Here is a 12,584-nt window from a genome sequence, read left to right on the forward strand (position 1 = left end):
CCACCACTGGTACTAAGCCGACCCCTCGGCCCCAGCACCACACCCGCGACCTTGACCACCCTCCCCCTCACCCCGGGGGCCGGACAGGGACCACTGGGATGACCCGACAGGGCCCGCGCCCGCGCGATCCGCGCGGCACGGGCCCTCTCGTGGTTACAGGCCGCCGTTGTGACCCGCGCTGGGGGAGTTCCGGCGGGGCGGAAGTCACCAGGCGCCGGGGCGATCGGCTCCTCACAGCGGCCAGGTCCCTCCGGCGATGTGCTCCGTCGGGTGCGGGCAGGTGACTGTCAGCACTGCTCCGACCACATGAGGGAAACCTTGTGCCACTCCGGCGTGTTCGCTTTGTGGTTGTCCAGCCAATTCTTGAGCGTGGCGCAGGAGTACGCCGGAACGTCGGGGTGCGCGGTGGCGGTCGTCACTGCCTTGGGGGCGGGCGGCGCGGCGGCGGCCTGCGACACCATGGCGGCTGAGGCCAGGAAGGGCGCGGCGATGACGGTGACCAGTGCCCGACGCATGAAAGTCGACATGGCGTGCCGCCTCTCGGGGAGATTCGGGTAGCCGTTTTTCACCGTACGCCGCCCAGGGAGCCGGTCCTTGTCGCCGAGGCCGCCGTTGGCGGTGGGCTGGCGGTCTGTAATCCGGTTACGTTGATAAGAGCACCTGGTCAGAGGGGGGTAACAAGCCGTAACCCACCGGGGGCGCTGCATGACTGGCCTGACCGTCATCCTGCTGCTCGTGGTCCTGGCCACGGCCGTGGCGACCGGCGCCCGGCGCTGGCGCCTGCCCGCTCCCTCGCTCCTCGTCATCGCCGGTCTGGTCGTCGGGCTCATACCGTGGGTTCCCGAGGTCCGCCTGCCGCCTCACGTGATCAGCGTGTTGGTGCTGCCGCCACTGCTCTACGCCTCGGCCGGGGAAATCTCTGTCCGCGACCTGCGCAGCGTGTGGCGGCCCGTGACCGGCCTGGTCTTCGGTCTGGTCCTGGCCTCGGCCGTCGCCGTCGGGTACGTCGCCCGAGCGATCACCCCGCTCACCACCGCGACCGCGTTCATCCTTGGCGCTGTCCTGGCCAGCACCGACCCCGTGGCCGTCACCGCACTCGGCCGGCGCCTGTCCCTCCCACCGCGGGTGCAGGCCATGGTGCAGGCGGAAAGCCTGTTCAACGACGCCACGTCGCTGGTTCTGTACAAGGTCGCCGTGGCGACCGCGGTTTCCGGCAGCGCCATCACCGTGTCCGGGACCGTCGAGCAGTTCCTGATCCTCGCGGGCGGGGGAGCCCTCATCGGCGCGGCGGTCGCCGCGGTGGTGACCCTCATCCGCAGACGGACCGAGGACCCCGTGCTGGAGACCGTCATCGCCTTGGTCACTCCGTACGCGTCGTACGTCATCGCGGAGGACTCGCACGCCTCCGGCGTGACCGCCGTCATCGTGGCCGGGGTGGTCCTCGGCAGCACCGGCCACAAGCTCAGCAACGCCCCCATCCGTCTCCAGATCCACGCCGTCTACGACACCCTGACCTTCCTGCTGGAGAGCGTCGTCTTCGCCCTCATCGGTCTCGAGCTCCCCTCCGCCGTCCGTCACCTCGCGCACGACGAGCACGGCTGGCCGCTGTGGGTGCCGGTGATCGCCTTCACTGTGCTGGCGATCCGCCTGCTGTGGATCTTCCCGCTGTCCGCCCTGATCCACTACCGGCACAAGGAGGGCGACAGCCGCCTCTCCTGGCGCGTTCCGGCCGTCCTGTCCTGGGCGGGCACCCGAGGCGTCATGCCGCTGGCCGCCGCGCTCTCCATCCCCCTGGTCACCCACACAGGGGCGCCGCTGCCGCACCGGGCGCTCATCCTCACGCTCACCACCGGGACCGTCGCGCTCACCGTCGTCTTCCAGGGCTTCACCCTCGCTCCTGTCGTCCGCCGCTCGGGCATCGCTCTGGAACCGGAGCACACCGCCCGCGAGGAGGCCCGGACCCGCCGACACATCGCCCACACCGCTCTCGAAGAGCTCAAACAGCTTGGCGATCTGGATGAGCTCGCCGAACTGGGCGCCGCCGCTGAGGCCGCCTTGAAACAGGCTCGTCGCGATCTGGAAGCGCGCATCCACCAAGCGGAAGACGCCCACTACAGCGACCCGGACGCCCGTCCCGCCGACGCCTACCGCGAGATACGCCGGACACTCATCGGCATCGAGGCGGCCGAGCTCCAGCGCCTCTACGAGGCGAACACGATCAGCAACGCCACCCGGCGCCGGATCCAGCGCGAACTCGACCTCGAGGACGCCAGTCTCCGTGCCCGCGACTGACGGGTCTGTGCCGCAAGCGATACCCGTATCCGGATCGGGCGGAGCCGCACCATGCAGTTCTCCTATCGCCCGCTCTCCTTCGAGCACCCACACGCGGAGGTCATGCGAGAGGTGGCCGTCCTCTGTAACAGCCCTCCTCGACCCGTGGCGGGGGATACGCCTTCTCTCCGAGCGCGAGGCGAGGCCGCCAGGTCCGTGGGCACGGTGGTGACGCGTTCAGCCATGGGGCGTACTCCGCGCTGTTCCTGGGCTTGGGGACAGCAGCCTGACACTTCCTCAACTCGCGGCGAGATTAGCCTAATTATGACGATATGTGATACAGCGGTGAGTTCTCGAACGGCCGTCATGGAGGCAGCGCCATACGGCTGAGCCGCGCCCGACACGGCACCGATCACCCCGGCGTCGGGCGGACGAGGTGGATAACTGGGTTCTGCCACACCCGCAGATGAGTCGCCCGCCCTCACACCGTGGCCTGGAAACGTCCCCGGCGTGCCCGGGGCGCCGGGAGGTCGTGACAGCCGCCGCACGCGGGTGGGGGCTGCCTCGGACGATGCCGTCGCCAGACGGCCGATCGGGTTGGCTCACCGACCCGCTCGGAGGATTGATGCACCTATCCCGTGCCATGCGTTCGATCGTCGCCGTCGCCTCGATGGGAGCCACGCTGGTGGCCGCCCCGGCGTGGGCCGCCCCGCCCGCCGCCGGAGCCGTACTCAAGTCGGCCGTCCACGGGCAGGCTCCTCGGTCCGATGACTCCGGACCCGCACTGCACCACGACACCTCGCCACCGCTGCGTGAACTGGGGCAGACATCCGGACAGCACCGGTCCACCGCCGGCGTCACGCGCCCCGGCAACGCGCCGCACCCGTCCCTCACCAAGGGCGCCCGTCCGGATCGGGTGGTGCAGGACCGCGACGGCAACCGGGACCAGATCCACTTGGACGTCAGTTTCGACGGCATCCGGGAAGCCGGGGGCGTCCCCCCCGACCCCAACGCCTCGGTGGGCTCCAGCCAGATCGTGGAGATCACCAACTACGACCTCGCGGTGTACTCCAAGACAGGTGCCACGCTGCTGGGGCCGCTGAGGACCCAAACCCTGTTCAGCGGGTTCGGCGGACCGTGCGAGACCTCTCAGAACGTCGACATCGGCGATCCCGTGGTCCGCTGGGACTCCCTGGCCCACCGCTGGATCATCAACCAGTTCGCCCTCGACGAGACGGGCACCACGAATCGACTGTGCGTGGCCGTCTCCACCACCGAAGACGCCACCGGCGAGTACTACCGGTACGACTTCGGGTACCAGCACTTCATCGACCACCCGAAGGTCTCGGTGTGGCCGGACGCCTACTACGCGGCCTTCACCGGCGGGGCGTTCTTCGAGGCGTGCGCCTGGGACCGGCAAAGGATGCTGCGCGGAGCCGACGCTGACCAGCAGTGCTACACCATCGCGTCACCGACCATCCCGCTCGGCTCGGACCTCGACGGCACGACCCCACCCCCGCAGGGCGAGCCCAACCTCCTGATGGCCCTCAACCCCGCCAGCAACAGCCTGCAGTACTGGCGGTTCCACGCCGACTGGGCCGACCAGACCCGCACCGCCGTCACTGGCCCCGGGGAGCTACGGGTGGCCCCCTACAACCCGGCCTGCGTACGTACCGATCCCACCCGATGCGTCCCCCAGGCCGGAACCACCCAGAAACTGGACTCGCTCTCCTACTCCGCCATGTACCGGCTCGCCTACCGCAACTTCGGCGACCACCAGTCCCTGGTCGTCAACCACGCGGTCGACGTGCCCGGCAGCGTGGGGGTGCGCTGGTACGAACTGCGGCTGGACCGCGGCCGACCGGTCGTCCACCAGCAGAGCACCTACGCTCCGGGGCCCTCGTACCGGTGGATGGGCTCCGCGGCCCAGGACAAGGACGGCGACATCGCGCTGGGATACTCGGCGTCGTCCTCCCAGGACCATCCGTCGATCCGCGTCACCGGACGCCTGGCGCACGACCCGCGGAACGAGATGACATTCCGAGAGACCACCGTGTGGACCGGCACGGGCTCCCAGACCGGGAGCAACCGCTGGGGTGACTACACCTCCATGGCGATCGACCCGGTGGACGACTGTACGTTCTGGTACACCAACCAGTACCAGCCGGCCGACGGCACCGGAAACTGGAACACCCGTATCGCCTCCTTCCAGCTCTCCGACTGCTGCGACCACCACCGCCACGGGTGACGCCCTGGGCGGACGGCGCACAGCCGTCCGCCCCGGACCCCCATCGGGAGAAGACAACCGCCACAGGCCCGAACCTCAGCGGCGGTCTCGGCGGCGACCGGCTCCTGGTCCTCGGCCCCGGGCGCGCGCCGAGCAGTCACGAGCCCGGTGACCGGCAGGAGTCGCTCCGGCCATCCGGGTCGGCCCGTCACACCTCGCGTAACAGAAGGCCCGGTCCGCCTCATCTCCCTTTGTGGCGGGCCGGGTGACGGTCCGTCGACTCCGAAGAGATGCGAGGTGGACCGAACGATGAAGCGGATACTGCGCCGGGCGGCAGGGACACTGGTGGTTGCCGCGGTGACGGTACTGGGGGCCCCGCCGGCCCTGGCCGCGGCCGCACCGGCCGCACCGGACGCCTCCGGGGCGGTCGTCGCCGGCGGCTTCACTCCCGCCAAACTCCCCGTGTCGGGGGCGGTGTTGAGTTCCGGGGTGCAGCTGGACCGCCACACCACGTGGGCCGCGGGCTACCGGATCCACCGAAGCGGGCCGCGCCTGAGCTTCGAGCCCGTGGTCGTGGGTCACGACGACCGTCGGGGTCCGCAGTGGACCGAACTGCCCACCCCTGCACCCGGCTTCCGGCTCCGCGCCAACACGGTCGCCGGCAGCTCGACGCACGACGCCTGGCTGTTCGGCGACCGCGAGCCCACCACCGGTCGGTTCCTCGCCGAGCACTGGGACGGCGCCGCCTGGACGTCCACCTCGATCGAGCAGCCGCCCGGTGAGCTTTACAACGCCTACCTCCTCGGGTCCTCGGCACCGCGCCCCGACAGCGCCTGGACCGTCGGCGGCGCGACCGTCGTCACCGGCCGCACACCTGGCCCCAACGGCGGCACGAGCATCGAGACCCGCACCACCGGGCTGATCGAGCATTGGGACGGCACGGCCTGGCACCGCATGAGCGCCGACGGGATCGACGGCAACTGGTTGCTCAACTCCGTCACCGAGATCGCCCGCGACGACGTCTGGGCGGTGGGCAACACCGCAGCCCCCGACGACAAGCCGGTGCTCCTGCACTACGACGGCCGGGCCTGGAGCCGCGTCGGAGCCCCCGCCTTCGCCGGCCTCGCCGGCGAGTACCAGAGCGTCGCCGCGCACGGGCCGAAGGATGTGTGGGTCGTGGGCCGTGCCGTCCTCACCGACAAGGACCGCGGCCACCCGCTGGTGGCCCACTTCGACGGCCGCGCCTGGACGACCGTCCCCGCCCCCGAAGGCGTCGCGGGCCGGCTGTGGTCGGTCAGCGCCGTCCCCGGCGGTATGGCCGCCGTCGGCTGGGACCCGGGTAGCGATCAGGACCGCCCGCTCGGTTTCCGCTACACCGATGGCCGCTGGCAGACCCTGGACCTCTCGGTGACCGGTTACGAGAACGTCTCCTACCTGGCCGTCGTCGCCGCTCCGGGTGGCCGTCTCACCGCCTTGGGCGCCGGCGGCACGCCCAAGTCCCCGGACTACCAGCCCCTGGCCCTCACCGGCCGAGGCTGAGCCGGTGTAGCAGCCGGTGGCCCCGGCGGTCGCGGGCGACGCAGCGCAGCAGGCCGTCGGGGATGACCGGCCGTCAGGGGGAGCTCGCAGCGCGGGCTCCCCCTGACAGGAATGACCGCGACGGCCCCGGAAGACGGGTAACCGGCGCCGAGGTCGCGGCCACAGCATGTGGTCACCCGTCGTCCAGGACTACGTCGCGGCACAAGGACGGAACGCTCGCCCGGCCCGCGAGGGGCTGATCCGACCCTCAGGGATCGACGACCAGCCGCCGTACTCGGGCCCGGGTCCTGAGCACATCGTCACTCGTCGTCGGCATTACCGACCGGCGTCCAGAACTGGCGGTCCTCGCCGGGCAGTTCGCCAGGAGGGATGGGTCTGTTGGCCTTGTAGACGACTCCGTCGAACTCGACCTGCTCCCCGGGTTTGTACCGGCGGTCCTCGGTCCAGGGCTGCGGCATGGCAGGCTCCTTTCTGCGTCGTTTGCTATCTCCCAGTCGGTCACGTCCGGTGGCGTGGTGTAACCGGCGGCCACCCTCAGTGATCCGTAAACAAGCTAGGCGGCAAGGGCCGGCGGTGCCATCGCTGGCGCGGCGCCTCCCTCGAACAGGTGAACGGTGGCGGCCGAGGGTCCCAGGCCCCCGGAACGTCAGCCGGGCTGTGAAGTCCGATTCTTCGGCGTGACGTGTGGTTTGTGGGCTACTGCCCCGCTGTGTCTCGGTAGCCGCCGTGGGCGATGGTGGTCGTCTTGCCGACCGCCGCGGCGGTACCCGACTCCGTCCACGCCTTGCGGTCATCGCGGTTGCCCGGAACGGGCCGACCGACCGTGGAGCCGGGCCGGCAGCCGCCGGAGATCCTGTGGGGTACCGGGGCGCGGCTGGTGAACACCGTGGCGCTGCGGCCTCGCGGCCCTCTGCCCTGCCATCGTTGATCCGTGAAGGGAGGTGGCCCGATGGCCCGTACGGAGGAGCCCGGCACGGCCGTGTCGGTGCCGTTGTGTCTGATCAGTGCCGACGCGGGGGTGCTCTCACCCGAGCGCTCCGCGGCCTTGCGCCGGATCAGGGCGGCGGCCGTCGGCGGCGAGTTCGCCGAGGCCGGGCGGTTCGCCGCTGAGCTGCACCAGGCGGTGCTGGACACCGAGGGCGCCGAGCACTCCGACGCCCCGGCCGTTCAGGAGGTCCGGGCCTATCTGGCCCACCGCGCCGGGGACCACCGGGGTGCCGCCGACCTCTACGAGCGGACGGCTGCGGCGTGGGCCTTCACCGGCGCCGGCGCTGTCCGGCCGGCGATCATCAACGCCCGCGCGTGCTGGGCGCTCGCAGGGCAGGCCGCCGCCGGCCGGCCTACCGCGCGATCACGGGCCACCGCTCTGCTGTCCGGCCGGGTCGCACGCCGGTGCGCGGTGGTGGCGGCGGTCGCAGGGGTGTTGTCCTGCTGGGCGGTGGAGCTGGCGGCCGAGGAGCGGCCCCGGCCCGCGCCCGCCGCCGAGCGGGTGGAACTCGACACAGCCCCGGTGCTGCAGGCCCTGGCCGGGACGCCGAGCGCCGCGTCTGTCTCTCCTGCCGCAGCCCGGGCGCCGGAGCCCTCTTCGGCCCCGTCGCCCGGCCGGCTGCCGGAGCCCTCCCCGGCCCAGCCGTCCGGCCGGCCGCCGGAGCAGGACCGGGAGCCCGACGGCGCGGGCGCCGACGAGGCGCCTGTTCGCCCGCCCGGCCGGTCGGCAGTCCCGGCCGTCCCGTCCCGGCCGGGGCCTGCGCGGACCCCGGCCGGCGTGCACTCTCAGCCGCCGGTCCGGCCCGCGCGGTCCGCCGGGCAGCCGTCGCCCGCCGGGCCGCAGCCGACGGCGCCGGTCGACGTCTGCGCGGAGAGCGGCAAGGTCGGCCTACCGCCGAGCCTGGTCGAGATCTGCCGCAAGGCGTACAGGCGCTGAACCAGCAGGACACCCGTGACCGGGTACGGCACCATGGCTGATGGCGTGCTGGCTTGCCGCCCGCCTCAGCCCACCGTGGTGTCGAGGTAGCGCGTGATCGCTGTCAGCGCCTTGACGAGGAGCTCGGACCCGGAGCGCGCCAGGACCGCGCCGCCCATTCGTCCCGGGTCGAGCAAGGCAGGACGGTGCAGAGCGGGCAGCACGAACGCGAGAGGGCCCGGGCCACGCGGATCGCGCGGGCCCGGGCCCTCTCGGGTCACCCCGGTGGTCCCTGTCCGGCCCCCGGGGTGAGGGGAGAGTGGTCAGGAGACGGGTGGAAGCCGGTACGCCGGTGGTCGGTCGGCTTAGTACCAGTGGTGGGTCTGCCAGAAGGCCCAGGCGGCGTTCGGGCTGCCGTAGCGGGTGTTCATGTAGTTCAGCGCCCACTTGATCTGGGTGCGCGGGTTGGTCTTCCAGTCCTTACCCGCGGAGGCCATCTTGGAGGCCGGCAGCGCCTGGCCCAGGCCGTAGGCGCCCGAGCTCGGGTTGGTCGCGTGCACGTTCCAGCTGGACTCGTGGAAGATGATCTGGCTGAACGAGGCCAGCTGGTTCGCCGGGACGATCTGGGCGGCGATGGCCTTCGGGGACAGGGTCGCTGCGTTCGCGGTGGCGGGCAGAACGCCTGCGCCCAGGGCGGTCAGACCGGCGGCGCCGGCGAGAACAGCAGCAGAAGTGCGCATACGAAGCTTGAAGCTGGGCATAGCGAACAAGACCTCAATCGGGTTGGGCCGGTGTCACGCCCCGCCTGGACCGTGGCCGGGCAGGGGCCGAGTGGTCGTGGGGCGTGTTTCGGCAGTGAGCCGCATCCGGCGGGACAGGTGCCGGTGTGGCTGGGTGGAGCAATTGTTGCCAGGCGGGATCGGCTGCCGACAAGACCCCCTTGTTACGATCCGCCGTCGTATCCAGGGTGGGCCGCCGCTGATCCGAAGGGCGGGCCGCGTGGCCGCGCCAACGCCGCTGAGCTGCGCAAACGCCGCGATCGGGGGTCGCTCGCGGCGCCGGGCGCGGCCACTATCGCCCGTCGTTGAGCTCGTTCAGGTGTGAGCGGGCTCACGGTTTATGACGGTTTGGGGTGATCTGTCTGGGCTGGCGGACTCGTCAGACGGGTACCTGCCGGCCGCAGGACGGCGGTGCACTGGCTTCCCCCTTGCCCGTGCACCACCCGGCCGCCTCCGCGCGGCGTGCCCGCACGGCGTGCCCGCCCGGCCGCCTCCGCACGGAGTAGCCGCGCTGCCAGGTGATCGGCCGGGACGGGTACCACCAGGGGGCGACGACCGGAGGTCTGTGAAGGGCCGCTGCGGAGGCCGCTACCCGGCAGCCACGACCTGGCCGGCCGTGATCTGGGGAGGGTTGGGGAGCAGTGACGCGAGGTTGCTCCGCGCGAAGTCCGCCGCCGTCTCGATCGACTTCTCGGCCCCGGATTGGTCTTCGAACACGCTGGTGGAGACCATCACTCCATCCCCGGCGTCAACCCAGTAATAGGCCACGAATCCGGGGACCTGGCGAAGGAGGGGCACGAATCCCTCGGCCACTCGGCGTCCCGCCTCGGCAGGATCGGTCACCCCTTCGTACCGCCGCACTGCTGCGTACACGCTGTTCTCCTCACGGGTCCCGAGGTCATCTCGTGCGAGACGACATACCCCCCACCGGGGGTCTCTCGCTCACGAGACGTCCGGAAGGCGCTCGGGTAGCCGCATCGGCGATCCAAGGCCGGCCGCTGTGGCCGGTTCCGGGGCCGCGGTCCTGCGACGGCTTCGCACCCTGCCCGGTCGGACCGTGTTTCGGTCGACCCTCGCCCCGAAGACGTCTGCCGGCCGGGCACCGACGCGGCCGGCCTTCTCTTCCCCCGTACGCATCTGACAGAGCGTCGGCGACTGTCGTGCCGGGGGGGGCGACTGACAAGAGTCCTCAGATCCGCTACGAGCCGCCCAACTCATCCACCACGGGCAGGAAGGCCGGGCCGTGCCAGGCGAACGGTGGTTCGCTGTCGCGGGAGAAGTGCGCGAGGCGGTCGCCGATGCGGGCGATGACTTCGAGGTTGCCGGGGCCCTTGTGGCCGGGTGGGCCGAAGTTCCCCTGGATCATGCTCACCGCCTCGACGGTCCCGCCGTCGGTGGCGACAGGAGTGGGCGAGCTCCACGGCAGGGTGGGGTCGTCGTTGTTGCGGACGAAGTGGGCCATCCCACCGCTCATCGGGGTCAGGAACTCGAAGTTCCCTCGGGTGCCGAAGTTGCTCTCGGTGAGGACCGGATTCCCGCTGGGACCCGCGAGGAGTTGGACGAACGCGCCCTCCGACGGGACGGCCAGGTTGTCGGCCCGAGCCACGATGAACAGCAGGTACCAGCCCGGTGGGGCGACAGCACCGTTCGGTGGCGCGAATACCCGCAGCCCGCCGGCGTCCTGGATGAATTGGCAACTTGCCACCGTGCTGCTCCAGCTGGAGGCCGAGCACGAGCTGAGCCTGGACGACAGCGTCGAGCAGTGGCTGCCGGGGCTGGTGGACCAACGGGTACGACGGCTCGAAGATCACCATCCGTCAGCTGCTCAACCACACCAGCGGGATCGCCAATTTCGCCACGGAGGACTCGGTCCGGAAGGACTTCAACGGACCGGCCTTCCTGCGGCACCGGTTCGACGGCTTCACGCCGCGTCAGCTGGTCCGGCTCGGGATCAGTGTGAAGCCCCAGATCGCCCCCGGCACCGGCTGGCAGTACTCCGACACCAACTACGTGCTGGCCGGGATGATCGTGGAGCGGGCCACCGGACGCAACCTCTCGCAGGAGATCACCGACCGGTTCGTGAAGCCGCTGCACCTGAAGAACACCTACGAGCCGACCGGTGACGACACCCGCATCCACGGCCCGCACGGCCGTTTCTACTCCAAGCTGGGCACCCTCAACGACGCCACCGCCCCGTTCTACGACGTCACCGAGCTCAACCCGTCCTGGGGCTACGGCTCCGGCGACATGATCTCCACCGTGGGTGGCCTGGACACCTTCTTCCAGGCCCTGCTGAAGGGCCGGCTGCTGCCGCCCGCCCAGATGGACGAGATGTTCGTGATGCAGGACCCGGGCCCCGCGTGGATCCCGGCCACCCACTACGGCCTGGGCGTCGCCTCCGTCGACCTCTCCTGCGGCAAGGTCTGGGGCATGGGCGGCGCGATCGACGGCTCCTGGTCCTACACCTTCGGCACCCGCGACGGCCACCACATGCTCTCCACCGAGGTCAACGGCGACTGGGCCGACGGCGCCCAGCTGGGCCCGATCTCGGTCTTCACGGCCGAACTTGAAGCGGAGTTCTGCGGCAACGGCGCGCAGGGCTGAGCGGGGTCGACTCGCCGCGGGCCCCGCGGGGGCGGCCGCCCACTACGCGAAGATCGCTCCGAGCAGGCGGCCCGGGGTTTGACCGGGGGTATTCAGGGGCCTTGGCGGCGAGGCCGCCACCCGCGGCGGTGGCGGCCTCCAGGCTTGCCGCCACCGGCGTGGCCAGGGCGTGGCGGATCGGCCCAGGACCGACACCGGTGGGCCCGTGTCAGCCTGCGAACTCGTGCACGCCCCACCAGCCGCTGGAGTCGTGGTAGAGGCCGACGCCGATCTGCGTGTAGCGGGGGTTGATCTGAGCGGCGTGGTGCCCCGGGGATTCGGTCCACATCTTCTGGAACTGCTCGGCGGCTTGTTCCCCGGTGAGTGAGGCGTCACTCCACATCACGATGCACTCCCCGGTCAGCGTCCGGCTGCCGGTGAGGCTGGGCCCGGCACCGGAGGCGTTCTCCGAGTGGGCGAACCCGGTCTCGCGCATGTGGCGGGCCCAGTCCACGGCGAACTGCGTCAGGTCGTCCTTGACGACGAGGGCCGGGACACCGTTGCGGGCACGCTCCTCGTTGATCAGCTTCAACGAGAGCGCCTCGGCGCTGCCCGCGGTCCGGCCCGACCCGGTGGTGTCGGGGTTCGCCGGGGCCGGGGCGGATGTCGTGTGACCGGGGTTCGCCGAGGTCCCGCCCGACGCCGCGCCGTCCGCGTTCGGCTGGGCCTTGGCCGGCGCCCCGGTCGAAGTCCGGGTCTGGGCCTGGGGCGGAACCTGGGTCCGGTTCTGGCCCGGGGGCTGGGTCGAAGTCTTCGCCGTGGCCGGGCTGGAGGGGTCCTTGGTGGCCGCCGGGGTGGTCGGTGCGGGCGGGGCCGGAGGCGGCGTGGTCTCCCGGCCGGTCGCGGAGGCGGACGCCGACGGGGAGGAGACGGCCGCGGACGGCGAGGAGTCGACGCCGGTCGCCGCCGCCTTCGCCGGGGCGGCACCCGCCGTGTCCGTGACGGACCCGCCGTTCTGCGGACCGCACGCGCTCAGCGCGGCGCCTATGACACCGGCGGCCAAGACCGCGGCGATCATCTGCCTTGGACGAACAGACTGCATGAAACAGGCTCCCTGGGTTCTCCTGGCCGCTCGGAGCGACTACGCGGCCGTACCACCACGCGCGCCACCCCGACCGGCCGACGCCTCTTGCGCCGACATCACAGGAGACCGGCAGGCTCGGCGGAGATAACACCTACCGAGGAGATCGTGATCTTCGTCACCACCTGCATTCCGCCGAGG

General features: G+C 71.3%; 10 protein-coding genes and 2 pseudogenes. 5 read left to right on the forward strand and 7 right to left on the reverse strand.

Annotated features, from left to right (window positions below):
* Positions 1 to 287: 287 nt before the first annotated feature.
* A complete protein-coding gene (locus tag ACH4E7_RS41865; RefSeq protein ID WP_396254468.1) occupies positions 288 to 527 on the reverse strand; it encodes a hypothetical protein in 240 nt (79 codons plus the stop codon).
* 178 nt (positions 528 to 705) lie between these two features.
* On the opposite strand from ACH4E7_RS41865, the gene ACH4E7_RS41870 reads away from it, so the two are divergent.
* The 3 genes from ACH4E7_RS41870 to ACH4E7_RS41880 all read left to right on the forward strand — a co-directional run bounded on the left by ACH4E7_RS41870 (position 706) and on the right by ACH4E7_RS41880 (position 6,037).
* Positions 706 to 2,292 (forward strand): Na+/H+ antiporter, encoded by a 1,587-nt coding sequence (locus ACH4E7_RS41870; RefSeq protein WP_396254469.1) that lies wholly within the window; start codon positions 706 to 708, stop codon positions 2,290 to 2,292.
* 604 nt (positions 2,293 to 2,896) lie between these two features.
* A complete protein-coding gene (locus ACH4E7_RS41875) occupies positions 2,897 to 4,519 on the forward strand; it encodes a hypothetical protein (RefSeq protein ID WP_396254470.1) in 1,623 nt (540 codons plus the stop codon).
* A 288-nt stretch (positions 4,520 to 4,807) separates the two neighbouring features.
* Positions 4,808 to 6,037, forward strand: coding sequence for a hypothetical protein (locus ACH4E7_RS41880; protein ID WP_396254471.1), 1,230 nt, complete (start codon positions 4,808 to 4,810; stop codon positions 6,035 to 6,037).
* A gap of 299 nt (positions 6,038 to 6,336) precedes the next feature.
* Here ACH4E7_RS41880 and ACH4E7_RS41885 read toward each other — a convergent pair whose 3' ends face one another.
* A complete protein-coding gene (locus tag ACH4E7_RS41885; RefSeq protein WP_355677285.1) occupies positions 6,337 to 6,495 on the reverse strand; it encodes a hypothetical protein in 159 nt (52 codons plus the stop codon).
* A gap of 250 nt (positions 6,496 to 6,745) precedes the next feature.
* Positions 6,746 to 6,859, reverse strand: a pseudogene (locus ACH4E7_RS41890) (IS5/IS1182 family transposase); the annotation flags it as partial.
* Between the two features lie 127 nt (positions 6,860 to 6,986).
* On the opposite strand from ACH4E7_RS41890, the gene ACH4E7_RS41895 reads away from it, so the two are divergent.
* Complete coding sequence (locus tag ACH4E7_RS41895; RefSeq protein WP_396254472.1) at positions 6,987 to 7,961, forward strand: hypothetical protein; 975 nt, start codon at positions 6,987 to 6,989, stop codon at positions 7,959 to 7,961.
* Between the two features lie 344 nt (positions 7,962 to 8,305).
* On the opposite strand, the gene ACH4E7_RS41900 is transcribed toward ACH4E7_RS41895, so the two are convergent.
* From ACH4E7_RS41900 to ACH4E7_RS41910, 3 genes are all read right to left on the reverse strand, one after another.
* Entirely contained in the window at positions 8,306 to 8,701 is a 396-nt protein-coding gene (locus ACH4E7_RS41900; RefSeq protein WP_396254473.1) for a transglycosylase SLT domain-containing protein, read from the reverse strand.
* Between the two features lie 606 nt (positions 8,702 to 9,307).
* Positions 9,308 to 9,592 carry a hypothetical protein gene (locus ACH4E7_RS41905; RefSeq protein ID WP_396254474.1) on the reverse strand — a complete coding sequence of 95 codons (285 nt, stop codon included), beginning with the start codon at positions 9,590 to 9,592 and terminating at the stop codon, positions 9,308 to 9,310.
* Positions 9,593 to 9,917: 325 nt separating this feature from the next.
* Entirely contained in the window at positions 9,918 to 10,424 is a 507-nt protein-coding gene (locus tag ACH4E7_RS41910; protein WP_396254475.1) for a galactose oxidase-like domain-containing protein, read from the reverse strand.
* 83 nt (positions 10,425 to 10,507) lie between these two features.
* Between ACH4E7_RS41910 and ACH4E7_RS41915 the strand changes: the two are divergent.
* A pseudogene (locus ACH4E7_RS41915) lies at positions 10,508 to 11,323 on the forward strand (serine hydrolase domain-containing protein); the annotation flags it as partial.
* A 208-nt stretch (positions 11,324 to 11,531) separates the two neighbouring features.
* Here ACH4E7_RS41915 and ACH4E7_RS41920 read toward each other — a convergent pair.
* Complete coding sequence (locus ACH4E7_RS41920) at positions 11,532 to 12,404, reverse strand: CAP domain-containing protein (RefSeq protein ID WP_396254476.1); 873 nt, start codon at positions 12,402 to 12,404, stop codon at positions 11,532 to 11,534.
* Between the last annotated feature and the right edge of the window lie 180 nt (positions 12,405 to 12,584).

It is taken from the genome of Kitasatospora sp. NPDC018058, assembly GCF_044327205.1.
In the GTDB taxonomy this organism is placed as follows: domain Bacteria; phylum Actinomycetota; class Actinomycetes; order Streptomycetales; family Streptomycetaceae; genus Kitasatospora.

What these genes read in the sequence shown, in the direction of transcription:
- ACH4E7_RS41865 (WP_396254468.1), bottom strand. Translation starts at nt 527, where the DNA reads ATGTCGACTTTCATGCGTCGGGCACTGGTCACCGTCATCGCCGCGCCC.
- ACH4E7_RS41870 (WP_396254469.1), top strand. Translation starts at nt 706, where the DNA reads ATGACTGGCCTGACCGTCATCCTGCTGCTCGTGGTCCTGGCCACGGCC.
- ACH4E7_RS41875 (WP_396254470.1), top strand. Translation starts at nt 2,897, where the DNA reads ATGCACCTATCCCGTGCCATGCGTTCGATCGTCGCCGTCGCCTCGATG.
- ACH4E7_RS41880 (WP_396254471.1), top strand. Translation starts at nt 4,808, where the DNA reads ATGAAGCGGATACTGCGCCGGGCGGCAGGGACACTGGTGGTTGCCGCG.
- ACH4E7_RS41885 (WP_355677285.1), bottom strand. Translation starts at nt 6,495, where the DNA reads ATGCCGCAGCCCTGGACCGAGGACCGCCGGTACAAACCCGGGGAGCAG.
- ACH4E7_RS41895 (WP_396254472.1), top strand. Translation starts at nt 6,987, where the DNA reads ATGGCCCGTACGGAGGAGCCCGGCACGGCCGTGTCGGTGCCGTTGTGT.
- ACH4E7_RS41900 (WP_396254473.1), bottom strand. Translation starts at nt 8,701, where the DNA reads ATGCCCAGCTTCAAGCTTCGTATGCGCACTTCTGCTGCTGTTCTCGCC.
- ACH4E7_RS41920 (WP_396254476.1), bottom strand. Translation starts at nt 12,404, where the DNA reads ATGCAGTCTGTTCGTCCAAGGCAGATGATCGCCGCGGTCTTGGCCGCC.